Source organism: Mariprofundus sp. NF (assembly GCF_013387455.1).
Lineage (GTDB): Bacteria > Pseudomonadota > Zetaproteobacteria > Mariprofundales > Mariprofundaceae > Mariprofundus.
On record NZ_VWNC01000008.1, the window covers coordinates 55,662 to 79,841 of the forward strand.

General features: G+C 52.5%; 23 protein-coding genes. 9 read left to right on the forward strand and 14 right to left on the reverse strand.

All coding sequences use genetic code 11. The annotated features are described in order from the left end of the window. The first annotated feature begins 46 nt into the window (after nt 1-46). The 4 genes from F3F96_RS11025 to F3F96_RS11040 all read left to right on the forward strand — a co-directional run bounded on the left by F3F96_RS11025 (nt 47) and on the right by F3F96_RS11040 (nt 2,711). Complete coding sequence (locus F3F96_RS11025) at nt 47-664, forward strand: L-threonylcarbamoyladenylate synthase (RefSeq protein WP_176963329.1); 618 nt, start codon at nt 47-49, stop codon at nt 662-664. A gap of 85 nt (nt 665-749) precedes the next feature. Beyond that, complete coding sequence (locus F3F96_RS11030; protein ID WP_176963330.1) at nt 750-1,271, forward strand: YqhA family protein; 522 nt, start codon at nt 750-752, stop codon at nt 1,269-1,271. Between the two features lie 7 nt (nt 1,272-1,278). Further along, complete coding sequence (locus F3F96_RS11035) at nt 1,279-1,989, forward strand: ion channel (RefSeq protein WP_176963331.1); 711 nt, start codon at nt 1,279-1,281, stop codon at nt 1,987-1,989. Between the two features lie 203 nt (nt 1,990-2,192). Continuing rightward, nucleotides 2,193-2,711, forward strand: a complete 519-nt coding sequence (locus F3F96_RS11040; protein ID WP_176963332.1) for a glycine zipper domain-containing protein — start codon at nt 2,193-2,195, stop codon at nt 2,709-2,711. Nucleotides 2,712-2,813: 102 nt separating this feature from the next. Here F3F96_RS11040 and F3F96_RS11045 read toward each other — a convergent pair whose 3' ends face one another. From F3F96_RS11045 to gatC, 5 genes are read right to left on the reverse strand one after another with little or no spacing between them, the layout of a single operon-like run. Continuing rightward, the gene (locus F3F96_RS11045) at nt 2,814-4,016 is read right to left on the reverse strand and encodes a pyridoxal phosphate-dependent aminotransferase (protein ID WP_176963333.1); all 1,203 of its coding nucleotides are present in this window, start codon (nt 4,014-4,016) and stop codon (nt 2,814-2,816) included. Nucleotides 4,017-4,063: 47 nt separating this feature from the next. Continuing rightward, complete coding sequence (locus tag F3F96_RS11050; RefSeq protein WP_176963334.1) at nt 4,064-6,670, reverse strand: hypothetical protein; 2,607 nt, start codon at nt 6,668-6,670, stop codon at nt 4,064-4,066. A 19-nt stretch (nt 6,671-6,689) separates the two neighbouring features. Beyond that, a complete protein-coding gene (gatB, locus tag F3F96_RS11055) occupies nt 6,690-8,123 on the reverse strand; it encodes an Asp-tRNA(Asn)/Glu-tRNA(Gln) amidotransferase subunit GatB (RefSeq protein WP_176963335.1) in 1,434 nt (477 codons plus the stop codon). Beyond that, entirely contained in the window at nt 8,120-9,589 is a 1,470-nt protein-coding gene (gatA, locus tag F3F96_RS11060) for an Asp-tRNA(Asn)/Glu-tRNA(Gln) amidotransferase subunit GatA (protein WP_176963336.1), read from the reverse strand. The genes gatB and gatA overlap by 4 nt, the downstream gene beginning before the upstream one ends. Before the next feature lie 3 nt (nt 9,590-9,592). Further along, the gene (gatC, locus tag F3F96_RS11065) at nt 9,593-9,871 is read right to left on the reverse strand and encodes an Asp-tRNA(Asn)/Glu-tRNA(Gln) amidotransferase subunit GatC (RefSeq protein ID WP_176963337.1); all 279 of its coding nucleotides are present in this window, start codon (nt 9,869-9,871) and stop codon (nt 9,593-9,595) included. Between the two features lie 277 nt (nt 9,872-10,148). Here gatC and F3F96_RS11070 point away from each other — a divergent pair, with 277 nt between their 5' ends. The 3 genes from F3F96_RS11070 to F3F96_RS11080 all read left to right on the forward strand — a co-directional run bounded on the left by F3F96_RS11070 (nt 10,149) and on the right by F3F96_RS11080 (nt 12,545). Beyond that, a complete protein-coding gene (locus F3F96_RS11070; protein ID WP_176963338.1) occupies nt 10,149-10,625 on the forward strand; it encodes a hypothetical protein in 477 nt (158 codons plus the stop codon). A gap of 126 nt (nt 10,626-10,751) precedes the next feature. After that, nucleotides 10,752-11,387: a hypothetical protein gene (locus tag F3F96_RS11075; protein ID WP_176963339.1), complete on the forward strand. Its 636-nt coding sequence runs from the start codon at nt 10,752-10,754 to the stop codon at nt 11,385-11,387. A 231-nt stretch (nt 11,388-11,618) separates the two neighbouring features. Further along, a complete protein-coding gene (locus F3F96_RS11080; RefSeq protein WP_176963340.1) occupies nt 11,619-12,545 on the forward strand; it encodes an SH3 domain-containing protein in 927 nt (308 codons plus the stop codon). Between the two features lie 64 nt (nt 12,546-12,609). Here F3F96_RS11080 and F3F96_RS11085 read toward each other — a convergent pair whose 3' ends face one another. From F3F96_RS11085 to nadC, 9 genes are read right to left on the reverse strand one after another with little or no spacing between them, the layout of a single operon-like run. Beyond that, nucleotides 12,610-13,317, reverse strand: coding sequence for an alpha/beta fold hydrolase (locus F3F96_RS11085; RefSeq protein WP_176963341.1), 708 nt, complete (start codon nt 13,315-13,317; stop codon nt 12,610-12,612). Continuing rightward, nucleotides 13,314-14,747 (reverse strand): amidophosphoribosyltransferase, encoded by a 1,434-nt coding sequence (gene purF, locus F3F96_RS11090; RefSeq protein ID WP_176963342.1) that lies wholly within the window; start codon nt 14,745-14,747, stop codon nt 13,314-13,316. Before purF ends, F3F96_RS11085 begins: the two co-directional genes overlap by 4 nt. A 7-nt stretch (nt 14,748-14,754) precedes the next feature. Then, entirely contained in the window at nt 14,755-15,348 is a 594-nt protein-coding gene (locus tag F3F96_RS11095; RefSeq protein WP_176963343.1) for a CvpA family protein, read from the reverse strand. 34 nt (nt 15,349-15,382) lie between these two features. Further along, nucleotides 15,383-16,771, reverse strand: coding sequence for a DNA repair protein RadA (gene radA / locus F3F96_RS11100; RefSeq protein WP_176963344.1), 1,389 nt, complete (start codon nt 16,769-16,771; stop codon nt 15,383-15,385). Between the two features lie 11 nt (nt 16,772-16,782). After that, nucleotides 16,783-18,009 carry an SPOR domain-containing protein gene (locus F3F96_RS11105; protein ID WP_176963345.1) on the reverse strand — a complete coding sequence of 409 codons (1,227 nt, stop codon included), beginning with the start codon at nt 18,007-18,009 and terminating at the stop codon, nt 16,783-16,785. A gap of 14 nt (nt 18,010-18,023) precedes the next feature. Next, complete coding sequence (locus tag F3F96_RS11110; RefSeq protein ID WP_206675333.1) at nt 18,024-19,127, reverse strand: M14 family murein peptide amidase A; 1,104 nt, start codon at nt 19,125-19,127, stop codon at nt 18,024-18,026. Next, entirely contained in the window at nt 19,124-19,930 is an 807-nt protein-coding gene (locus F3F96_RS11115; RefSeq protein ID WP_176963346.1) for a type III pantothenate kinase, read from the reverse strand. The genes F3F96_RS11110 and F3F96_RS11115 overlap by 4 nt, the downstream gene beginning before the upstream one ends. Beyond that, on the reverse strand, nt 19,927-20,886 hold the full coding sequence (locus F3F96_RS11120) for a biotin--[acetyl-CoA-carboxylase] ligase (RefSeq protein ID WP_176963347.1): 960 nt from the start codon (nt 20,884-20,886) through the stop codon (nt 19,927-19,929). Before F3F96_RS11120 ends, F3F96_RS11115 begins: the two co-directional genes overlap by 4 nt. Nucleotides 20,887-20,888: 2 nt before the next feature. After that, nucleotides 20,889-21,719 (reverse strand): carboxylating nicotinate-nucleotide diphosphorylase, encoded by an 831-nt coding sequence (gene nadC / locus F3F96_RS11125; RefSeq protein ID WP_176963348.1) that lies wholly within the window; start codon nt 21,717-21,719, stop codon nt 20,889-20,891. A gap of 86 nt (nt 21,720-21,805) precedes the next feature. On the opposite strand from nadC, the gene F3F96_RS11130 reads away from it, so the two are divergent. After that, on the forward strand, nt 21,806-23,224 hold the full coding sequence (locus F3F96_RS11130; protein WP_176963349.1) for an adenylate/guanylate cyclase domain-containing protein: 1,419 nt from the start codon (nt 21,806-21,808) through the stop codon (nt 23,222-23,224). Beyond that, nucleotides 23,221-24,012 (forward strand): metallophosphoesterase, encoded by a 792-nt coding sequence (locus tag F3F96_RS11135; RefSeq protein WP_176963350.1) that lies wholly within the window; start codon nt 23,221-23,223, stop codon nt 24,010-24,012. The genes F3F96_RS11130 and F3F96_RS11135 overlap by 4 nt, the downstream gene beginning before the upstream one ends. The last annotated feature ends 168 nt before the right edge of the window (nt 24,013-24,180 follow it).

The following is a 24,180-nucleotide window of genomic DNA, read 5'->3' on the forward strand; positions in this document are numbered from 1 at the left end:
CTGAGTGGGAGATCGCCACCTGACGGTGGCTGAAGGGAGAGGGAACATGCATCTGTTTGAACACCTCCGGTTACATCCGGAGCGTCCTCAGATTCGCCAGATTCGGCGCGCTGCTGATTTGCTGCGCCAGGGATTGTTTATTGCGGTGCCAACCGACAGCACCTATGTGCTGTTATGCCTGCCTCAGTCGACCAGAGCGATAGCTGATATCACCAAGTTCAGACAGCTGGATAGCTCGCATATGTGGTCTGTAGTTTGTGAAGACCTGTCGCAAGCAGCAACCTGTGTTCGTATGGATAATTATGCCCACCGCATTCTCAAGCGTTGCCTGCCCGGTGCCTATACCTTTATTCTTCCTGCCAGCTCATCACTACCCAAGCGCATTTTCGGTAAACGACGCGATGTCGGCATCCGTATTCCTGATAATCAGGTTTGCCAGATGCTGCTGGATGAGATGGGTGAAGTGCTGCTGGCTACAACCTTGCAGTTGCCGGGAGAGTCAGAACCTGAATATGATCCGGATGAGTTTGTGCCGAGGCTGAAACATCTATCGTGTGCGGTGATGGATGCTGGCTGGGGTGGCATGATGCCGACAACGGTGATTGACCTCTGTGAAGGTGAGCCGGAATTGCGCAGGCAGGGGGCAGGGGAGTGGCCCATTTGACAGAATTGTGATTTTGGCATCGATCCTGCTGGTGATTTTTAAATAATAAACTAGATTGACGCAATAAAGATTAGAGAGGGAAGTTATGAAATCATTTTTTGAAAACATTCTGTGGGGTTCACGCTATATGACGCTGCTGGCGGTCTGGTCATGTATTATCGGTATGACACTGCTGTTTACCCTTTCAGCCATTGATATGGGTAAGCTTCTTCTTGAATTTATTGATGTTTATTTTCTTGGTCACGACGTCCCCGATTTCCATACTCAGGTAGTGAGCCATGTGATTACCGCTGTGGATGATTTCCTTCTAGCTATGGTACTGCTGATCTTTGGACTTGGTGTGTATGAACTGCATATTGATAAGATCGATTGTGCCCGTGATAACCAGGCGGCAGGTAAACTTCTGAAGATCGAGAGTCTTGATGATCTGAAAGATCGCTTGGGTAAAGTGATTCTGATGATTCTTGTCGTGGCATTCTTCAAGAATGTTTTGCATGTGAAATTTGATGACCCTCTGAATATTCTCTATATGGGTGGCGGCATTTTCCTTGTTTCTCTGGCGCTCTATTTCGGTCACAAAGCGGGCCACAAGGCGGAACCTAAGTAGGTTTGCCGTGACAAACAGGCTCCTTTTCCAGCGCATCCTCGATGTAAGCCTGTTTATGACGACCATCGCGGCCGTCGCTACTTCATTTATTAAGGATCTTCCGGAGTGGAGCATTATGGCTGTACTCGTCGTTTTTGTGGTGATGTTTTTTGGCCGCTGGTGGATTGCTGAGAGTCGTAAAGCCTGGATGAAAGCCAACTGGTTTGATCTGGTGCTGGTGGTGCTTCTCTCATCCCCAATCCTGCGTATGCTGATGGCACTGCGTGTTGTGCATCTGCTTCCCGCCCTCAGGCTCGGTGTGCTTATTCGCTCCAACAAGGATCGCTTGCTGCGTCTGCTGGTGCTCTCAGGCGATAGTCTTCCTGCTGCAATGGCGACGCTGTTTGGTCTCGTGTTTATCTTTGGTACGGTCACCTTCTCCCTTGAGCATGGTAGTAATGCGCAGTTCGGGGAGTTTCAGGATGGCCTCTGGTGGGCTTTTGTAACACTGACCACCGTTGGTTATGGTGACATCGTGCCGCAGACCCCGGCTGGTCGTGTAGTCGCAGTGATGACGATGATCTTTGGCGTGATTGTCTATTCGCTTGTGGTGGCCAATCTGACTGTATTCCTGGAGAACTACGGCAAGAAAATCGCTGCAGTAACTGCAGCAGAAAAAGTCGCGGTGAAAGTAGATGAAATAGCTGAGTCCGGTTCTTCAGATAATAAGGGTCAGTAAATAGCATCTTCTCAGTTTTGTAATATTCTCCTATAACCTTGTGGTCCGCTACTCTTTACGCTCATTTAAGTTCATGGCTTTGAATAATAATCAGTGTGATTTTCATCACGTGCGAAATTCCCCCTAAATAGTTGACATAGTCCACTTTATTGAAAAAGTCATTTTCTACAGACTCTCTCCATGCCAATGACAAGGAGGCGACAATGAAAAAAATATTCATAGCCACGTTAATTGTAACATTCACATCAGCAGCTGCTTATGCAGGTCCTCAGGAGCGCGGTATGGCCACGGGAGCTGCAGTCGGAGCCACCGCCGGAGCTGTAATCGGTTCACAGAGTAATGAGACGGCTCAGGGTGCTATTATCGGCGCGATGTTCGGTGCCATTGCAGGCGCGATGCTTTCAGATGCCCATGCCACACCTGTGCACTATAGAAGCCAGAGACCAGTTTACGTGCAGCCACGCAAACCTCACTACCGTGATCGTCACGCTTCACGTTCACATGGTTGCCGCGACGTAAGGCATGCTCACTATCGAGGCCAAAACCGTTACCAGAGGTCTCATGATAGGCATGAACGCCATGAGTACCGTGAACATCGTCGTGATAACAACAGGCACGCTCAGCGTCCGCAGGTTCGCACCAATGAACGTCACCACTACAGCAATCGTCTGATTCAGGCGAACAACAGGAGAATTGAGCACTACGCACACTCAGGCAGGTAATGTCGATTCGGATGCGGTGGTGGAGATGCCACTGCCGCATCAAGGTTTGAAGATAAAAAAAGGGCGCTGGATGGCGCCCTTTTTTATGGATGGTTGGCGTTGTTAAATCAGCGAGGCAGCAGCTTTTGCAATGCGATCTACAGCATCTTCCAGCGTATCCTGACTGACTGCATAGGAGAAACGCAGATGGCCGGGAGAACCGAACTCGGTGCCAGGTACAAGTGCAACACCCGCCTCTTCAAGCAACCATTCACAGATCACCAGATCATCACTGAGCAGGATGCCACTCGGTGTCGTTTTGCCGATCCATCCGGCTATCGATGGGAAGACGTAGAAAGCACCGTCGGGAACAATAGCCTGCATGCCGGGAATGGCATTGAGTGCATCGACAAGCCAGTTGCGGCGAACCTCATAGGTGCGAACCATCTCATCCAGCTCATCGGTAGGCCCTGTCAGTGCCGCCAGCGCTGCTTTCTGGGCGATGGAGTTGGGGTTGGAGGTACTCTGCCCCTGAATCTTGCCCATCGCTTTGATGATGGAGAGGGGGCCTGCACAGAAGCCGATGCGCCAGCCGGTCATGCAGTAGGCTTTAGATACACCGTTAAGGGTAATCGTCTGATCTTTCAGATCAGGATTAACCTGAGCAAAGGTAGCGAAGGTTTTGCCATCGAAAAGAATCTTCTCATACATATCATCGGTGGCGACGATCAGACCGGGATGTTTGCGCACCACCGCACCGATAGCGGCCAGCTCCTCGGCGGTATAAGCCATACCGGTCGGATTGGACGGGGAGTTGAGGAAGAGCACTTTACAACGGTGGCATAATACCTCTTCAAGCTGCTCTGCCGTGATCTTGAAACAATTTTCAGCCGTGGTGTTGACGATTACCGGTGTACCTTCAGTCAGCTTGACCATATCCGGATAAGAGACCCAGTAGGGGGCCGGAATAATCGCCCGCTCGCCCGGATTCATCACAGCCATCAGCAGGTTGAAGATGCACTGCTTGCCACCGGTTGAGACAAGAATCTCATCAGGGGAGTAGTCGAGATCATTATCCCGCTTAAACTTCTCAGCAACTGCTTTGCGCAGCTCTGGAATGCCTGCTACAGCAGTGTAGCGGGTGAAACCGGCATTGATCGCTTCGATACCCGCTTCGCGGGCCGCTTTCGGTGTTTCGAAATCGGGCTCGCCAACGGAGAGTGAGATGATGCTTTTTCCGGCAGCTCTCATCTCAGCAGCTTTTGCAGTAATCGCCAGGGTGGCGGATGGTTTAACTTGTTGGACGCGAATGGATAGTCGTTTCATCCCTTAATGATGCCATGGAAACGTGAATGCTCAAGCGACTATTGTAGTTATTGCAGTTGCTGCCAGGAGGGGGTGGGCCACTCACCATCAATGGCGTAGAGCTGGCTCTGATCTTTGCTCTGCAGAGTACCTTGTATGGCCAATGCATTGCTGACCTCAGCTTTGCCTTGAAACAGTGATCCGCCAAGATTCAGTTTAATCTGGCTGATATCACTCTGCTGATCGCGAATTCGGAAGCGAAAACTGAGCTCGCGGAAGCCATGCGAGATCAATTCGGTCTCTTTGATGCCCAGATGTTCTGAGAGGGAGTTAGCCTCGCTCTGCCTGATCCACTCACCGCTATAGATGAGAATATCACCATTGCTCAAGTTCCAGCTCTCTTGCTTGAGATGAGGGATTTTACCCTGCAATTCAATATTGGCGTGTAGTTTACCTTTCAGCTCAGCCTGCAGCAGTGAATCCAAACCGTTAATCTGCTGCAACAGCATATTTTTCAAACGTACTTTTCCCGCTATGCCGTAACCGCCAGCGTCGAGGGAGATGAGCAGTTTTTTTGAGATAAGCTGACCAGCTGCGATTGAGGCCTGAATATTCTCCAGACTTAATTGATCACTTTTAATGCGGTAGTAGCCGTGAATAGCCTGCAGCTGATTACTCAGCAGTGTGAGCTGGGCCTGATGGATACGGCCCCGGATATTCAATCCCCTCAGGGACTCAGGTAGTGCCGGGTAACCCTCGGTTATCAGTGTTGCGGCGAGAATATCTACATCACCAGTAGATTTACGGAAATTGATCTCACCTTTGAGTTCCGCTTCTCCATAGGGGCCCTGCAGCAGTAGCTGCGGGGATTGAAAAAGACCCTTCTTTGCAGTGATGGATCCGTTGCTATACCAGCTATTTTTTCCAAAGTTCTGCAGGTGCCATCTGCCACTCATCTGTTCAGCCCAGTTCATAACACCTGTAGTAGAGCTATTTCTTCTGCTTGAGCCGCTCCCTTCAACAAGCCCCCGGAACTCACTCAAGCCGGCAGGCAGCAGTACAGCATGGTGCTGAAGCTGATCAAATTGCAGACTGAGGCTTTTAATCTCCAGCTGCTCCTGCTTGTTGCTGCGTTTCCAGACTGCTTTTTTCAGTGATGAGTTGTCCAGCTGACACTTCTCCATGGCGACTGCAGTTGGCAGCTTATCGCTGTTAGACCAACTGATCTCAGCAATGCAATTTGCGATGATTGTTTCAGGCTTTTTGAACAGTGACGCATAGGAGATGGCGGCTTTCTCTGCATCAAGATCGAGCTTAAGTCGTTTCTCTTTACGGCTCTGTTGCAGCTGAATCAATCCGCTTATAAATCCTTCACCATCGAGTTGCGGCTCAATCTGCAGTGAACTGAGTAGCAGGTTGGCAAGCGGCTGCCAGAGTGGTGCATCCACCAGATTGGCATTGATCTGCATATCCTTGCTGCCGGAGGATTTCTGACTACTGGTGATAGCCATCTCACCATTTGCATCAGGAGAGGTGAGGATGGCTTTTGCATACCAGCTCTTTTTATCACCGCGCAGCTCTTCGGTTTGCAGCTCAATTTCAGGTAGCGTGTATTCTCTTTCGTTGTAGCGATAAGAGGCATCTTTAAGCCTGAATGCTGCACTACTGTCCCAGCTTTTATCACTCCATTGAACATGAGCATTGAGATCGGTCACGCCACTGATCTGCTTATGAAATGATACGCCTTTTGGAAGCAGAGGCAGCCATGTTTTCAGGTCAATGTTGATGGCATCAATACCTGTTTCACAATGCTGGTTTCTGCATTCGCCATCAATGGCAATGACTGCATTGTTATCAAAATGGATAAAGCTGTCGTGCCATGTGAGCAGACCTGCTTCGGGATGCTCCAGTTTGCCACGCAGCCTGAGCGGTGGCTCGTCAGCGTCACCCTGCAGGCGCATTTCACCGAATACAGCCCATGTCTGATTGTGGGTGATATCGAGTGTCAGAGAGCCACTGATACTGCCTTCAGACTCTTCAAACCAAGCAAATATCGAAGCGGGTGTGACTGCACGAAGGCGGGCCAGAGGCACGCGATCAAGTTTGAACTTGCCAAAGCCCGCAGAGATTTCTCCATTATAGAAATTAAGTCGGCCATGGCCGCTGAGCGAGTGATCTTTTTGCTGCGCCTGCAGCTCCCACAACGTTTCACGGTTGCTACCGATATTACGCAGATCAAGATGCAGGTTATTGAGCAGGTCAGCCCCATCGAAGGTCTGAATCTTGCTGCGAATCAACTGGATGCGTTCAACCGGTAGTGATGAGATCGCAGAGGAGGTGGGGGCAACAGCTTCAGGCCGCACTTTAATGATGGCATCGTGGATATCGAGGTTGTTGATCTCAAGTTTACCGAGCAGAAGTGGCAGCAGCCGGATGCCGATGTCCATATGGCCGGCATCCACCCGGTAGTGCTGCTGTTTCAACGTCACCCCATCCAGTCTCAGACCGATGCCGTGCATGAATGAGAAAGAACTCTCTTTCGCCTCCAGTCCGACCTGGGTGAAACCCTGCAACTCCTGCATGACATGGTTGTTCAGACTCTTGATATCAAGCCTGACCACCAGCGTCACCGCAAGCGCAAGCAGAAGTGCGCCAGCAATAGCTAGCCGACGCACTTTCGGGCTCATTTGATGATCAACCTTTAAGCAGTTCTAGCAGGCGCTGATTGACCATGCCGGGATTGGCTTTGCCGCGTGAAGCTTTCATCACCTGACCGACAAAGAAGCCCAACAGCTTATCTTTACCGCCACGATAACCCTCTACCTGTGCAGGATTGGCAGCCATCACCTCAAGGATAATGGTATCAATAGCGCCACTGTCGCTGACCTGTTTCAGACCCTTGGCTTCAATGATGGCATCGACACTGTCTGCTGATTCCATCATGGCGTCGAATACATCTTTGGCCGCTTTACCCGAGATGGTGTTATCACCAATGCGATTAAGAAGTTCGGCCAGTCGTGCTGCAGAAACAGGTGATTCAGAGAGCTCTTTACCCGCATCATTGAGTCGACCTAGAAGCTCATTGGCCATCCAGTTGGCACAACGTTTCGGATCAGCCGGATGTGCAGCAACCAGTGACTCATACCATGCGGCTGACTCAAGCGTCTGGGTCAGCACATCGGCATCGTAAGAGGAGAGGCCGAATTCGGTCTCAAAGCGTTTGCGCAACTGTCCAGGCAGTTCAGGCATGCCCGCTTTAATGGCGTCCACCTCCTGCTGTGAAACGCGCAGTGGTGGCAGATCCGGTTCCGGGAAGTAGCGGTAGTCATGCGCTTCCTCTTTACTGCGCATGGAGCGGGATTCGCATTTTACCGAATCCCACAGACGTGATTCCTGAACCACTTCGCCACCATCTTCGATGATCTCGATCTGGCGCAGCACTTCAAACTCAATCGCCTGTTTGATAAAGCGGAATGAGTTCATGTTTTTCATTTCAGTGCGTGTTCCGAACGGCTCACCTGGGCGACGGACCGAAACATTGGCATCGCAACGGAACTGCCCCTTCTCCATATCGGCACCGGAGACACCGAGGAAACGGATCAGCTGGTGCAGCTGTTTCAGGTAGGCGATGGCTTCATCGGCAGAGCGCATATCCGGTTCGGAAACGATCTCCATCAATGGTACACCGGAGCGGTTCAGATCGATATGAGACACGGCATCCAGCCCCTCATGCATCGATTTTCCGGCATCCTCTTCCATGTGGATACGTGTCACACCGAGGCGTTTCTCACCACCATCTTTGGTCGGGATATCGATATAACCACCCTCAACAATCGGTACGGCAAACTGTGAGATCTGGTAACCTTTGGGCAGATCAGGGTAGAAGTAGTTTTTACGATCAAACTTCGATTCCAGATTGATGTGGGCGTTAATGGCCAGACCGGTCAGAATCGTTTTATCAACTGCAACGGTATTAAGAACCGGTAGCTGGCCTGGCATACCCAGACATACCGGGCAGGTCTGGGTATTGGGCTCTGCACCAAATTGGGTGGAGCATCCACAAAATGCTTTGGTATCAGTATTGAGCTGACAGTGTACTTCCAGTCCGATTACAATTTCCCAACTCATGACTCACCTCCAAATGCTGCAGGAGATCTTCTGCTCCACTCTGTTGCTGCCTCATAGGCAGATGCTGCTGAAAGCACGGTATCTTCACGCCATGCCGGGCCAATCCACTGCAGACCTACCGGCAGATTCTGTGCAAAGCCGCACGGCTGCGAAAGTCCGGGAAGGCCGGCGAGATTCACCGCGATGGTGAAGATATCCGAGAGATACATGGTTAGTGGATCATCGGTCTTCTCGCCCAGTTTAAAGGCGGTGATCGGCGATGTTGGTGTGGCAATCACATCTACCTGCTCAAAAGCGGCAGTGAAATCCTGCTGAATCAGTGTGCGTACCTGCTGAGCTTTGAGGTAATAGGCATCGTAATAACCGGATGAGAGTGCAAAAGCACCGGTAAGAATACGGCGTTTGACCTCTGATCCGAAACCTTCATCACGCGAGCGGGTATACATATCGAGAAGATCTTCCGGATCCTCACAGCGATGTCCGAAACGTACGCCATCGTAGCGGGAGAGGTTGGCTGATGCTTCTGAGGGAGCAATGACATAATAGGCGGCTATTGCGTATTCTGTGTTGGGCAGGCTGATATCGATGATCTCAGCACCCAGCTCTTCACACTTCTTCAGTGCCGCTTCAACACTGGCGCGAACCTCTGCATCCATGCCATCGACAAAATACTCTTTGGGTTTACCGATTTTCAAACCTTTCATATCACGTGATTCACAGGCTGAAAGCCAGTCGATGACCGGAGCATCGGAAACGGATGTTGCATCGCGAGGGTCATGGCCGGAAATGGCGGCGGTGATCATGGCGCAATCTTTGACTGTGCGTGTCATTGGCCCGGCCTGATCAAGGGAGGAGGCAAAGGCGATAATGCCGCGACGTGATACACGACCATAGGTCGGTTTCAGGCCGGTAATGCCAGTGAGAGAAGCAGGCTGGCGAATCGAGCCACCTGTATCAGTACCAAGGGCAGCGGGTGTGAGTGCAGCGGCTACAGCTGCCGCAGAACCACCGGATGAACCACCGGGGATGCGCTCGGTATCCCAGGGGTTGCGACAGACACCAAAGGCTGAGGTTTCTGTCGATGAACCCATGGCAAACTCATCCATGTTGGTTTTACCCACCAGCACAGCACCAGCCTCTTTCAATTTGGTAATGACCTCTGCGTCATACGGGGCATGGAAATCTTTAAGGATATTGGAGCAGCACTGGGTAGGGCCATCCTGCGTGCAGAAGATATCTTTGACGGCAATCGGCAGCCCTTCCAGCGGGCGTGCATCATGTTCGCTGCGGTATTTGTCCGATGCTTCGGCCTGAGCCAGTACATGGGTCGGGTCGATGTGAACAAAAGCATTGAGTTCATCGTTATAGCTGGCAATACGATCAAGGTAGAGCTTGGCAACTTCAACGGCTGTGGTTTCACCGCTGCTTAAGCGGCTCTGGATCTCTGATAATGAAGAAAATGGCATGGTTTATTCGATCACCTTCGGCACAACGTAGAGGCCGGATTCTGTTTTGGGAGCAGGAGCTTGCAACGCTTCGCGACGGTTGCCATTGGTCACAACATTGGCGCGTAGTGGCATGGCGGCATCATGCGGGTGAGCAGTGGGCGGAACACCATCGGTGTCTACCTTGCCCAGCTGTTCAACATAACCAAGGATACTGGAGAGTTGAGGGCCAAGTTCTGCAGCCTCATCATCGGTCAGGCGGATGCGTGAGAGCATCGCCACTTTTCTTACATCAATTTCCATTCTCTTGCCTCTCATCAACGCAGATGGGACTTTTCCAGTGCGTGATATAAAAAAGATAATCACAGCATGAAAAAACAGCATCTGCGGGATTATCCGGTTTCAAATTCAAATCGCTGCGAAGCATAGCCATAATATGGGCTCGACTCCACCTGTAAGCTTGTGTGGGAAATCTGCTAGCGTGGCGCATCACTGCTGTTGAGTAAGGGGGATTTACAGGTTGATCAGGGTGTCTGGAAGTCTGTTAGCGCTGCTGTTTCTGATTACGGCAGGATGTGCGGTGCATCAGCCTCTAAACGAGGGGCGGGCAGTAGAGAAGGTTGAACTGTTAAACCGCGACCTGCTGCAGTTGCACAGCTCAATTAATCATGACGCTGCAGCTCTGGTTGCTGAGACAGCTATTGCATATACCAGCGAGTTGGCGAAAGTTTATAAGATTACCGGTTCCCCTCGTCAGCATAACCTGCTGGTCAATCTTGGTATCAGGCAGCGAGGCCTCTGCTTTCACTGGACCGATGATCTGCTGAAAAAGATGCAGAGCCTGAAATCTGCACATTTTGATTTTCACTCTGCTGTTGCCCATCGTGACAGTGATCTGCGTGAGCACTCATCGGTGGTGGTCACCTTCAAAGGGGCACCGTTTGCATCGGGTATCGTGCTTGATGGCTGGCGCTACTCCGGTGATCTTTACTGGGCTCGTGTAAAAGAGGACAGCTATGAGTGGACGCCCCGGTATGCGAAGCAACCAACCAAATAGATAACCCCGGCAAATCATAGGCCTGTTGCTGTCTGGTGAAGTCACCACACTCCGTTAACAGGTGATTGTGTTATACTAGTAATATCTTCTGATCTGTTGTTTTGATCAGGTGCTTTGAGGTGTGTTATGTTCAGATTAATGACCCGTATGATACAACTTCTGATTCTTGCGATAGTGCTCTCATCTTGTGCGACCGGGTCTGGAAAACCGGATGGCTCGGAACTATCCACCTACAATGGAGATATTCTTGATAGTGGAAGCTGTGTGGCCTCACGGAAATGGGGTGAGATCTATTTTGATGCGGAGTTGCAACGCATTGCAGATGATAAGTTGAGCGTTAAGGTCGATATGTCGCGCACACCATGGGATGTTGGTGTGATCGATGCATGGTTTGAGTCGGATGATCGTAAAATCATGCCTCTCTCATCCAGTGAGGGGGCTCTCACCGAACACGAATCCGATAATCTGCCTGCCGCTTCTGCGGCTGCCGGAGTATTTCTTGACGAGGTTCGCAATAATAACATCGGTACCACCAGCCGGATCGCCACTGTTACTGGCGGTGCAGTAGGCATGGTTATTGCTGAAACAAGAGCTCAAAAGCGAAGAGAGCAGTTTGATCCAAAAACCACCAGATGGTCAGGCCAGTTTCAGGCCGAGATGCCTGTGAGTTGCCAAACAGTATTGAAAGTCCGTTACTGGTTACCCGCTGAAGGTGTCAAAGGTCGCAGGGGCATTCAAGTGGGACACTGTTTTTGTGAGTAGTGACTGCCACTTAGCCAGAGAACAACCCTTTAGCTCGTTCTGTCATAGCTCGTTCTGTCATAGATCGTTCTGTCATAGATCGTTCTGTCATAGCTCAATCTGTCATAGATCATTCTGTCATCCACTATGGCACAGATCACAGCTTCAATGGGACCGGCCAGCTAATCTCTCAGCTTATGGATACGCTGAATAAGTCAGCGTTTCCTTAAACCCCGCAACGAGGTGGCTGGCATGAGCAGTGCAACAATGGATGGTTCGCATCACTTTCATAACGATTCGGATAGAAAAAAACGGCTAAAGGCGCATCTCGATGACTTTATATCCAATGAGAAGGCGCTTCTCTCCGGCCAGGATGGTGATGGCGAGATAGAGCTGCAGTACAGGCTGGATAAGTTTATGCATCGCTTACATGAGCGGGTGGAATCGTTTGCCAAAGAGCAGCAGGAGAATCCTTCTACCGATCGGCACAGTGAACCTGAGGAGTTGGCTGCAGAATCCATCGTGGATGAGCTGCTGCCTGCTTCAGAGGTGTTGTACCTTGAGGAGAGTATCGGCCAGGAGAAGGCTGCTGAAGTGATACGCTCGATTGAGGAGGAGTTCGGAGTCTACAGGATCAGAGAACTCAATGTGAAGGAGCATGCAGATCAGAGCTCTAAATCCTACAAGCTCAAGCAGATCCTGATCGGCGTGGCAATTGCCGGGCTACTTCTCTGGATCACCTGGCCCTCGGCTGAAGTGATACCGGTTATAAAAGAGCCTGTTGTTGCCCCGGTTGCGGAAAGAACGGTTACTAAAACTGCGGTCACTGTTTCACCTGTTGCAGAAAGAGCGGTTGTTAAAGCTGTGGTTACTGAAACAGCAGCTGTTGAAACTGCGGTCGTGGAGAAGAGCGCAGTATCTGAGCCAGTAGCCGTTGCGCCCTCAGCAGAGGGTGGCGAGAAACTTACTGTAATGAACTATTTCGGTAACGTCAGAAGCAAACCGAGCGCAAAGGGTGATGTCCTGTTTACTGTCAAAAAGGGGGATGTAGTTACCAAGCTTGATACAAAGTGGGGCTGGCACCAGATACGTCTGAATGATGGCAGAGAAGGCTGGGCCTATGGGAGCCTGTTCGTTGAACCAAAACCTGTGCCAGCAGAGAAGGCGAGTGCAGAGTAGTAATACCGTTTCTATCGCCTGTGACTGGCTTCAGGGAGTATTGTTATAATCAATACCCTCTAGACTACTGTGACAGAATCCATTCTGCTGTTTGGCGGTAGACTGGCATAGGGTCGAAAACTTTTCGAGCCTTGAAGGGGTTGTACCAGAAGTTAAGGAAGATCGTCTCATAGTGGTCACAGGGTAATGTTGCGATGTGGTCTCCCCATCTACCGGAAGCCACAGAGACCTGAGCGTCATTATCCCCCTCGATCTGCTGAATGTAACGGCCATAGCGGCGCACAATCCAGGGTAGCTCATGCAGCGGGCGTGTGGCGGTATAACTGCGATAGATAATGTGCGGTTGATCAGGCGTTCTCGCATTGAACTGACTGATGTTATCAGTGGTCAGGGAGCGGACGCCGGCAAAGAGCCGGAAAGGGGCGAACGAGTTGCAGACCAGATCGGCAGCGGGTGAGCCGCGGTGCGGGGTAACCAGCGTGGTCAGGCTTGCCACTTTGGCTGCGCCGCCAAGATGATTGATCCAGTAGCGGGCATCAAGGCCACCCATGGAGTGGCCGAGCAGATGCAGAGGCCCGGATTCATCCTTGAGTTGCCCGGCAAGGGCGTTGGCGCGCTGCTCAAGAGATCCTGCCCACGGCAGGCCCGGTACAATGACCCTGAGGCCCATGCTCTCATAGAGTTGGCGGACGTTTTTGAAATATTCAAGCCATAACAGTTTTCTGGAGCCAAACAGGCCGTGAATCAGAACGACCGTCGGCCGCTGGCTCATCGTTTCTTGTTAAAGGTTTTCAGCAGCGAGAGCTGCGGTGAACGCGGCCCTTCAATGGCTACCGGATAGACACCGGAGAAACAGGCATCACAGTGTTTTTCACGTGGTTTGCCAACTGCGCGGTACATGCCATCAAAGCTGACAAAAGCCAGTGAATCGGCACCGATGGCTTTACGCATCTCTTCCAGATCCATTTTATTGGCCATCAACTCATTAGCATCGGGTGTATCCACACCGTAGTAACAGGAGTGTTTGGTTGGCGGGCTGGAGATACGCATATGGATCTCAGCTGCACCTGCTGCACGTACCATCTCAACGATTTTACGACTGGTGGTGCCGCGCACGATGGAGTCATCCACCAGCACTACGCGCTTGCCCCTGATCAGTTCACGGATGGGATTAAGTTTCAGTTTGACACCGAAGTTACGGATTGACTGTTTGGGTTCGATAAAGGTGCGCCCCACATAGTGGTTGCGGATCAGCCCCATCTGGAACGGAATGCCGGAAGCTTCAGCAAAACCCATCGCCGGCGGCACGCCGGAATCGGGTACCGGTATCACCAGATCAGCATCGGCCGGTGACTCTTTAGCCAGCTCCACACCAATCTGGTAGCGCGCCTTGTAGACGTTGATACCCTCAAGCGTGGAGTCAGGACGTGCGAAATATACATATTCGAAGACACAGAAGTGTGGTTTGCAGTCGTTGCCCAGTGGCTTGAAGCTGGTCAGGCCACCCTCTTCGATGACAACCATCTCACCCGGCTCAACATCGCGCTCATATGTGGCACCGATCAGATCAAAGGCACAGGTCTCTGAAGCCAGTACCCATGAGTCGTCCAGTTTACCGAGCACCAGCGGGCGAATACCATCGCGGTCGCGTACACCAACCAGTCGTTTCTCCACCAGTACAAGCAGTGAGAAACCACCGGCTAACTGCCTGACCGCTTCGGAGAGGCGCCCGGGCATGGTGGGTGCCTTGCTGCGGGCAACCAGATGAATCAGTACTTCAGTATCGGATGTGGATTGAAAGATTGAACCCTGCTGCTCAAGCTGTTTACGCAGCTCGGGCGCATTAACAATATTACCGTTATGGCACATGGAGATGCCGCCATGGGCATATTCAAAGGAGAAGGGCTGACAGTTGCGCAGGCCGGAGTCACCGGATGTGGAGTAACGTACATGGCCAATGCCGTGCCTGCCGGTGAGCTCTTTGATTTCAGATTTATGGAAGATATCAGCAACAAGTCCCATGCCGCGGTGGCTGTGGAAGCTGTGGCCATCGGTGCAGACGATGCCGGCAGACTCTTGACCACGGTGCTGCTGCGCATAGAGACCCAGATAGGTCAGATTAGCTGCTTCCGGGTGATCGAATACGCCAAATACACCGCATTCGTCGTGAAAATGATCGTTCATATCGCGTTCAACGCTCATTGCTGCCTCATTTCGTACTGTTTTCAAGAATAGCTTTCAGTGCCTGCTTGTCTTTGATCGAAATCAGATCTTTCGAGCTGGCTTTAGTCTGTTGTGGCGAAGGCTGTTTGGCTGAACCCTGGCGGGAGAAGGGGTAGCCCTCAGGGATCACGCCGCCAAGCATATCACCGAGTTCAATAGCATAGGGGGTGAGCATACTGTTTTTCAGCCATGGCGAACTGGGTTTGGAGATAGTCGTATAAACAAGAAAAGCGAGTGCAATCAGCAGCATGCCACGGGCGGCACCAAAAAAGATGCCCAAAGTGCGGTCTGTAGCCGTCAGGTCTGCGATATCAACAAGCTTGCGAATCACCGCACCAATCAGACCGACAACCAGCATGACAATCACAAATACAATGGCAAAGCCTGCACCATCGGCGATGGTGGCATTGTCGATCCACTGCCCTAGATAGTCACCAGCCTGGCCTGAGAGTCGGCTGGCAGCCAGAAAAGCGAGAACAAGACCGATCAGAGAGATCACTTCACGCACAAAACCGCGCCAAAGCGACAGGACCATCGAGAGTCCGACGATTGCAATCAGAATATAATCAACAAAATTCAATGTTGGCCTCTGTTAATCCGCACCTGAAATCCTTTCAGGCCAATAACTTCTGTACGGCATCGGACAGGTGTCTGACAGCTGTCAATTGCAGTGGTGAAGCACTTTCGTCGCGCATGTTAGCAATGATATTTGCCTTCTGCACCCTCTGGTAATTTTCTCTCGGCAGCACCAGATGGGTGAAGCCCAGATTCACTGCCTCTTTGACACGTGATTCAGGCTGACCCACTGGTCGCACCTCACCGGTTAGGCCCACCTCACCGAACAGCGCCACATCCGCAGCAACGGCTTTCTCCTGAAAGGCTGAGACCATGGCCAGCATCACAGCCAGATCAGCAGCAGGCTCGGCAATGCGAGCACCACCTGCGATGTTAATATACACATCGTACTGGGAGAGCGGCAGGCCGATACGGCGCTCCAGTACAGCCGTGAGCATGGCAACACGGCCTGTATCAAGGCCGACGGCTGAACGTTTCGGGGTAGAGTAGACGGTAGGGGCAACCAGTGCCTGCACCTCCACCAATAGCGGGCGTGTCCCCTCCATACATGCAAGTACCACAGAACCCGGAGTATCGGCACTGCGCTCAGCCAGAAACAGGCGAGAGGCATCACGGATGCCGATCAGGCCCCGGTCTGTCATCTCGAAAACACCGATCTCACCGGCCGGGCCGAAGCGGTTTTTAACCGCTCTTAAGATGCGGTGGGCATGACCGTGGTCACCCTCAAAATAGATCACTGCATCGACCATATGTTCAAGTACGCGCGGTCCGGCCAGTGCACCATCTTTGGTGACATGGCCAACCAGAATCAGGGCATGGCCAATGCGCTTGGCATTCTGAATCAGCGCCGCTGCACAATCGCGCACCTGAGATACCGTGCCCGGCGCACTGGTCAGACGGTTGCTGACCGTGGTCTGAATCGAGTCCACCACCACCGTTTCTGGTTTGATCTGATCAATTGTAGCCAGCATCGACTCCAGCTCACATGCCGAAACAAGCAGCAGGTTTTCGTGGATTGCGTCGATGCGTTCGCCGCGCAGATGAACCTGTTGAATCGACTCCTCGCCGGTAATATAGAGCACAGGTTTCTTGCTGTTAGCCGCCAGTTTGGCCGCGGCCTGCAGCAGCAGGGTTGATTTGCCGATGCCGGGGTTGCCGCCGATCAGAACTGCAGAGCCGGGCACGATGCCACCACCAAGTACCCGATCCAGCTCCTGAATTTGAGAAGAGCGGCGTGGTGATGATTGACTGTTGATCTCGGTAATAGGGGAGGTGGCCAGCGCTTTGCCTTTACTGCCTATGCGCTGGCTGGTGGCTTCCAGCACCTGCTCGCTGATGCTGTTCCAGTCACCACAGTCAGGGCACTGGCCAATCCATTTGCGATGTTCAGCGCCACAGGCCTGACAGACAAAAATCGACTTAGCCATGGCGTTGACCTTTAATTCCTGTTGCCGGGCAGGTTTTCAAGCCAGCAGTCGCTGACATCCAGCTGCGGACATATCTGCATCATCGCATCTACCGCCTCGCTTTTGCTGGCAAACATGCCGATACGAACCCTGTAGACCTGCCTGCTAGCCAGTGGAACATCGGAGACAAAAGGCTGCTGTTCACCATCGATGAGGATGCTGGAGGCCATCTCATCGGCATGACTGCGGGTATCAAAGGCGGCGACATTGATCGCCCACTGCGTTGGGTTGTTCTCCTGCGCAGGTTTGGATGCTGTTGTGTTAACTTTCAGCGCTCTTACCGCTGCTTTACGCGGACTGCTGCCAACACTGCCTTCAGAGAGGATTCTCCAGCTCTCACTCTGTTTGTTGCGAGTCAGGTAGAGCTGTTTGCTGTCATTGGCTGAGAAGTTGTTCGAGCGATACTTCTGATTGAAGGTGACGATAACAGTCCTGGCTTGGGAACTATCTGCAATCTCTTTGACGATCTTGATGTTGGAAACATCCACCTCGATGAAGGTTTTATTGCGGTTGACGCGGCGTTTGTATTGCGCCCATGAAGCGTAATCATGCTTGGCATTGGAGAATGCCGGATGATAGTGGCTCAGGTAGGCATCGGCATCGCGCGACTGCCAGTCGCTGCGCCATGTCTCGATCATCTGATTGATGCTCTCGGATAGTATGGAGGCCTCTGAAGCTGGCTGGATAGTGTTGTCGCTGACCCAGACTGTCGCGACAGCGGGCTGTTGGTTAACAGGTTGAGGTGTGACAACTGCAGCAACGGCAACAGGTGATCGGTCCATGGCTGTCACAAGTTTCTCAAGACGAAGCTCGGCCTCATCCAGACCGGCACTCAATTTCGCCTTCTTTAACCTGCCGATGTCAGCATTGACTGCACGGGCGTAACTGCCCGCCCGGGTGGCAGCCTGCACCGATTGGCGACGGTAGGCCTCTGCCCTGATCATGGCTGCAACCGGGTCACCCTGAACACTGCTGCTGCTGAGAATGGCAATGGCCTCTTTGGCGTTGCCGTGATCAAGGGCAAGCAGCCCCAGCAGTATCTCCCGATCACCTTTGGCCAGAGCGGTAACAGCATGATGCTCACCCTGTTTAAGAATCTGATAGGCCCTCTCGCGCTGCTGATTGGTGACTGCCGAATCCACGGGTGTTGCCGCAGCCAGAAACAGTGTCAGTGCCAGAACCTTATAAGTGTTAAACATCCATTGCTTGGCTATCAATTATCGATCCTGCTGTTCATGTGAATTTCAGAGCCCTTCTCTTCAACGCTTGAGTCAGGCGTAACCTCTGCGGCAGGGCGTTCTCTCTGCTGCTCTTTTCCGCTTGCAGGGGCTGCCATCAACTGCCGTGAAGTCTCATCAAACGTGGCATAGGCTTTGGTGGTTTTCTCTTTTGGAACATTCAGGCGTAACCACCTGATCAGATCCATCCACATGCGCGAGATCTCATCCTCGGATGGCATGATGCCGGCATAGGGGAGCTCGACGGTAATGACAGGGATTTGATGTTGAACTCCGGCGCTATTGCCGAGAGAGCCGGGATAGGTGCCGATCAGATGCAGATGCAACTGGCCCAGCTGATTGGGGCCGACCGGCGGGCCATCGAAATCAAGTACGCCGTAGGGTGCATGCACTGAGACAATGGCGTGTGGTTTGAATGTGCGAATCTCCTCATAGAGCCAGCGTGATTCCGGTTCACTTAAAGGGGCGGGGCCGGGATAACGGCGTTTATCAAAACCGGTCTTTTGCCAGTATGCGCTTGTGCTCTTATGCCAGTCAGGGGTAGGCATATTACGGTTAAGATCAACGCCGTTTGCATTCAGCCGTTGCGAGGGGCGCTGCAGAAGCCCATCAGGGTTAACCAGAGGTGATACATGCCAGTGAAAGAGGCCGGAGTGGTGAATATCAAGCGTTTTCATCCACTTGAAAATGATACTTACTGATGAGTACTCATCACCGTGGGTGCCACCAATCAGCAGGATTCTGGCTTTGGGTTCTCTTGAGGCCAGCGGCGGATACTCCTTGAGCATGATCGCCTGACCGGTGACCGACTGGGCACCGCTCTCTTGAAGGTTATGGTTAAGACAATCTCTAATTGAAACACTACCCAGTTTGTTGCCGATGCGTTTGCACTCTTTTTCAATAGCTGAAGGCTTCTCTACGCTATTGGCATCTGCTGCCACTAGTGCTTCAGGAAACAGAAGGAGGGCGGCAAAAAACAGGGCGGTGATGGATGGCAGAAGGTGCAGCATGGGGGCAACGATAGCCGTTGGCTCACAACCTGCCAAACGGCGATTTATTGCGCCTGTTTTCACACTCATGATGGCTGGAAATGGCGGTCGGCGAGCAGGAGGAGTCCGGTCAGTGTGAGAAAAGGTTCATGGTGGTTAATCTCTGGCAGATCGTTATTGAGCAGAGAGATTAGTCCACCGGTTGCTATAATCGGAGCAGACTCATAACCGGGTTGCTCACGCAGTCTTCGGATAATGCCGCGATAACTCTCCACGGCTGCCCAGTAACTGCCTGCCTGCATGCTGCTGGCGGTGTCGCGGGCGATCAGGGTTTCACTGCGAATAATCGAGACCTCGGGCAGTTTGGCCGCCCGTTTACAGAGTGCTTTGAGTGAGATTTCAATGCCCGGCAGGATCAGACCACCGGCATAGTGGCCTTCAGGGGAGACGATATCGAAGGTGGTGGCCGTGCCACAGTCGAGCACAATCACCGGCGCTCCAAAGCGCTCTCTGGCGGCAACAGCATTGACGATACGGTCTGCGCCGACTTCGCGCGGGTTCTTATAGTCCACAGCCATACCGGTTTTAATCTCTGAGGAACCGACAAAAGCGGCTTTGATGCCGCAGGTGCGTTCACAAGCTGCAGCCAGTGGCGCATCAAGGTGGGGCACAACACTGGCGATGAGAATACCATCGATATCTGTAGCGGGTTGATCGGACTGTTCAAACATGCCATGCAGCTGCCAGGCCAGTTCATCGGGGGTAAGCTGGCGTTCACTGGAGAGGCGCCAGTGGCTTAGCAGTTGATCACCTTCATAAAGGCCGAATACCATCTGCGTATTGCCGATATCGGCAACGAGAAGGCGTTTACTAGCAGCTGTGTTTCTGTTCATCGTAACTCCAGATCGCCGGCAATGATGCGCTGAGTTCCACTGCTTGTCTCCAGCAGCAGTGCACCATCATCATCAAGGGCTGCGGCAATGCCATCAATATAAGCCTGCCCATTGTGCACGCGTACATGTTGGCCGGAGGCGGCATGAGCGCGCCACCAGGCGGCATGAATCGGCGCAAAGCCCTGCTGCAGATAGATCTCATACCAGTAGTCCAGCGCATTCAGCAGTGATGCGGCCAGATCAAGGCGGGAAATTTTACCAGCAGCGATGCTCTGCAGATCGGTCACCTTCTGGGTGATATCGGCAGGCCAGCCATCGATGGGGGCCGCGAGATTGATGCCGAAACCAAGCACAACGGCATGTACACGCCCCGGCTCTGCCCGCATTTCGGTAAGGATACCGGCCAGTTTTGCACTGTTGTGCAGAATATCATTGGGCCACTTGATACGGATAGCAGGGGAGAAGTGCGCCAGCGCATCGTGCAGGGCAACGGCTGTGAGCAGTGATAGCTGGGGTACCTGTTCCGGTGGCAGGTCGGGGCGCAGCAGCACACTGCAGGCCAGTGAATCGGCCACAGTGTGCCAGCGACGGCCTAAGCGCCCTTTGCCGGCGTTCTGCCGGTGGGCAAAAATCACCAGCCCTTCATCAGCACCCTGATCCGCTTCTGCCATCGCATCGCGGTTGGTTGAGTCGGTCTCATCAAGAATAACGATCCTGTTGCCGATGCGCTTACCCGTGCAACGTTTGCGTAGCAGGCCGCTACTGAATACCTCAGATTCCAGCGTATAGCCCTGACCCGAGTGGGCAACGATATTAGCGCCGCTTTTTCTTAACAGCTGGATATGTTTCCAGATGCCGGTGCGCGACACTCCCAGCTGCTGAGCCAGCAGATCACCGGAGACCGGTGCACTGCTTGCATCGAGGCAGTTTAGAATGTTGTCGCGAATCTCACTCACAGCTATTTGCTGGTGATGCGCATGGAGAGATCCAGCGCAGGGGCGGAGTGGGTGATGGCACCGATGGCGATGCGATCAATGCCGGTCTCGGCATAAGCGCGGGCATTGCTCAGGGTAATATTTCCAGAGGCTTCAAGCAGGATCGAATCGGGAACGATGTTGCGGGCCTCAGCCACGGTTTGCGGCGACATGTTATCGAGCAGGATAATATCAGGGCAGACAGCCACAGCTTCGACCACCTCAGCCATGGTTTCGCACTCCACCTCAACCCAGACATCGTGATGGACAGTGCTGCATGCGTGTACGGCATCGGTGATGGAGCCACAGGCGTGGATATGATTCTCTTTGATCAGCATGCCGCTCTCCAGATCCATGCGATGGTTGATGCCGCCGCCATGTAACACGGCCAGCTTCTCCAACCTGCGCAGGCCCGGCGTGGTTTTGCGTGTATCAGCAATATTGCATCCTGTGCCATCAACTGCTTCAACAAAATGGTGAGTGGCGGTGGCGATGCCGGATAGATGTTGAAGGAAATTCAGGGCAGTGCGCTCGGCAGCAAGCAGGGCGCGCAGCGGGCCGGTCAGCTCACAAATGGCATCACCAGCCTTTACTTTATCACCATCAGCAAGCAGCCAGTTTCGCGAAATCTTCGCATCTACGGCGGCAAATACCGCATCGGCAAGTGATAAGCCTGAGAGTAAACCTGATGCCTTGGCGGTGATGCGCGCACTGCCTGTTGCATCACCACTAATCGTGGCCTGAGCGGTCAGATCATTGAAGGCGGCATCTTCAGTTAGAGCGATCTGAATGAGTTGGCTGTCTGTTGTCTGCATTGGGCAACTCTATGAGCCGCTGATTAAATGTCATTAGCAGGTTGCAGGGGGATGCCACAGCGGCTGATTCGTGTAATATTGTCGCCATGAGCAGCCATGTGCAGAGCGGTGTAAACGCGCCCGCGACGGAATCTGAGAAGGCAACCATTCTGGTTGTCGATGATACCCCTGAAAATATTGATGTGCTGCGTGGCGTACTGAAGTCGATCTATACCGTCAGGGTGGCGATCAATGGTGAGCAGGCGCTGCAGCGCTGCTTTTCTGATAAAGCGCCCGACCTGATCCTGCTGGATATTATGATGCCCGGCATGGATGGTTATGAGGTGTGTCGTCGTCTCAAAGCCGATCCCCGCACCGAGGGTATTCCGGTGATCTTTGTGACCGCCATGAACGAGACCCATGATGAGGTGCTCGGATTTGAGGTGGGCGCAGTTGATTATATAAGTAAACCGATTACCCCTGCGATTGTGCATGCCCGCGTTGAAACCCATCTTAAATTGCGCTCTGCCTACCGCTTTATTCGCGACACATTCGGCCGTTACCTCTCTGAGGAGATTGTCGACAGTCTGATCGATTCGCCGCACGGTTTGAAGCTGGGCGGTGAGAAGCGGGATGTGACGGTGTTGATGGCTGATCTCAGAGGGTTCACCTCCATTGGTGAGCGCCTGCCTGCTGAAACCGTAGTGGATATGATCAATATCTATCTTGGTGAGATGACCGAGGTGATTCAGAAGTATATGGGTACCATCGATGAGATTATCGGTGATGCTGTGCTGGCTATTTTCGGCGCCCCTATTCAGCGCGAAGATGATGCCACACGTGCGGTGCGTTGTGCGGTGGAGATGCAGCTGGCCATGGGCGAGGTCAACCGCCGTTATCTGGCCAAGGGTTACCCTGAAGTGCAGATGGGAATCGGGGTGAACAGCGGAGCTGCCATTGTTGGCAATATCGGTTCGAAAAAACGCAGTAAATATGCCGTTGTCGGCCGGGTTGTGAATACAACATCAAGAATTGAATCCTATACTGTGGGTGGTCAGATTCTGATCTCTGAAGCGACCCGCAATGCCTGTGATGTGCTGCTGCGCATTGATGATGAGTTGAAGGTGATGCCCAAAGGTATCAGCAAAGAGATGACGATTTTTGATCTCGGTGGCGTCTATGGCGATGAAGAGCTGCTGCTGCCGGAGAAGAGGGACGAGCCGCTAATCCCATTGAGCAGTCCGGTTGATCTGCAGGTTGCCAGGCTTGAGGGTAAGTTTGCCCGCGAGACATTTGCCGGAAAAATATTGGCATTGAATGCGTCAGCCTTTGATCTGCAGGTGGAGCAGAATTGTCCGCCGCTGAGTAGTCTGAAGTTGATTCTTCCCGATACATCCGAGCTCTATGTCAAAGTGATTCGCCATATTTCCGATGATCCTTTGCATGTTCATACCTGGGTCACCTATAGACCCCCTGAGGCCGAAGCCTTTATGAGCCAATTGCTGGCAGAGAACAGCCTGTCATGAGCCTGCTGCTGCATATCTCCGATGCGCATCTCTATGATGATCCGGCCGGTGAACTCAAAGGTGTGCGCCCGATTGAGAGTTATGCTGAAGTGCTGGAGGCGGCACACCGCCATTACCCTGATCCCGATGTCGTGGTTCTTGGTGGTGACATGGCGCAGGATGAGGCTGCAGCAACCTACGCCAAGGTGGCGGCGATGTTGCCGTGGTGTGCGCCGGTGATGATCTCGCCGGGCAACCATGCCAATCTTGGTGCCCTTAGAGGCTCCCTGATTCCGGCACTCAAATCCTGTTCATCCTACAGTGATCATCTTGATCTTGGCCTCTGGCAGGTGATTACGCTTAATTCACACCGAACAGGCACGATTTCAGGTTTCCTTGCCGTTGATGAGTTGGAACGTCTGAGAACCATTCTTGAAGTCACATCTGAAAAATACACATTGATCGCGCTGCATCACCATGCCTATGCTATAGGCAGTCGCTGGCTGGATGATATCAGCCTTGAAAATAGTGAAGTGCTCTGGGATCTGATTGCCGACTATCCGCAGGTGAAGGTGCTGCTTTGCGGCCATATTCATCAGGCCTTTGACACCTTCCACGAGGGTGTGCGCGTGCTTGGTTCACCCTCCACATGCATCCAGTTCCGCCCCAGAAGTGACAATTTCGGCATGGATGACAAATCCCCCGGTTACCGCTGGATCAAGTTGCTGGACAGTGGCCAGATCCAGACCGCCGTTGAACGCATCACCGGCTTCATTCCGCCCGATCTGAATAATAACGATCCCTACTAAATATCGCTCCCTATAGGGTTGTTAAGGCTATAAAGTAAAGGCCTTGTATCTTTAGCCGAGTTGATTTTTAGTACGGGAATCAACGATGGATGGGGTGATGCTGTTCTCAAGGCCTTAGGCTTCGAGCCTGTGGGTCAGATTAGTGCCCCTGTCTAGCTTTGTTCAATA

Bases quoted from the DNA above. Each gene is read 5' to 3' on its own strand.
- F3F96_RS11080 (WP_176963340.1), top strand. From the start codon at position 11,619: ATGAGCAGTGCAACAATGGATGGTTCGCATCACTTTCATAACGATTCG.
- F3F96_RS11130 (WP_176963349.1), top strand. From the start codon at position 21,806: ATGAGCAGCCATGTGCAGAGCGGTGTAAACGCGCCCGCGACGGAATCT.
- gatA (WP_176963336.1), bottom strand. From the start codon at position 9,589: ATGCCATTTTCTTCATTATCAGAGATCCAGAGCCGCTTAAGCAGCGGT.
- F3F96_RS11045 (WP_176963333.1), bottom strand. From the start codon at position 4,016: ATGAAACGACTATCCATTCGCGTCCAACAAGTTAAACCATCCGCCACC.
- purF (WP_176963342.1), bottom strand. From the start codon at position 14,747: ATGAGCGTTGAACGCGATATGAACGATCATTTTCACGACGAATGCGGT.
- gatB (WP_176963335.1), bottom strand. From the start codon at position 8,123: ATGAGTTGGGAAATTGTAATCGGACTGGAAGTACACTGTCAGCTCAAT.
- F3F96_RS11030 (WP_176963330.1), top strand. From the start codon at position 750: ATGAAATCATTTTTTGAAAACATTCTGTGGGGTTCACGCTATATGACG.
- radA (WP_176963344.1), bottom strand. From the start codon at position 16,771: ATGGCTAAGTCGATTTTTGTCTGTCAGGCCTGTGGCGCTGAACATCGC.
- nadC (WP_176963348.1), bottom strand. From the start codon at position 21,719: ATGCAGACAACAGACAGCCAACTCATTCAGATCGCTCTAACTGAAGAT.
- gatC (WP_176963337.1), bottom strand. From the start codon at position 9,871: ATGGAAATTGATGTAAGAAAAGTGGCGATGCTCTCACGCATCCGCCTG.
- F3F96_RS11115 (WP_176963346.1), bottom strand. From the start codon at position 19,930: ATGAACAGAAACACAGCTGCTAGTAAACGCCTTCTCGTTGCCGATATC.
- F3F96_RS11135 (WP_176963350.1), top strand. From the start codon at position 23,221: ATGAGCCTGCTGCTGCATATCTCCGATGCGCATCTCTATGATGATCCG.
- F3F96_RS11105 (WP_176963345.1), bottom strand. From the start codon at position 18,009: ATGTTTAACACTTATAAGGTTCTGGCACTGACACTGTTTCTGGCTGCG.
- F3F96_RS11085 (WP_176963341.1), bottom strand. From the start codon at position 13,317: ATGAGCCAGCGGCCGACGGTCGTTCTGATTCACGGCCTGTTTGGCTCC.
- F3F96_RS11025 (WP_176963329.1), top strand. From the start codon at position 47: ATGCATCTGTTTGAACACCTCCGGTTACATCCGGAGCGTCCTCAGATT.
- F3F96_RS11110 (WP_206675333.1), bottom strand. From the start codon at position 19,127: ATGAGTGTGAAAACAGGCGCAATAAATCGCCGTTTGGCAGGTTGTGAG.
- F3F96_RS11075 (WP_176963339.1), top strand. From the start codon at position 10,752: ATGTTCAGATTAATGACCCGTATGATACAACTTCTGATTCTTGCGATA.
- F3F96_RS11040 (WP_176963332.1), top strand. From the start codon at position 2,193: ATGAAAAAAATATTCATAGCCACGTTAATTGTAACATTCACATCAGCA.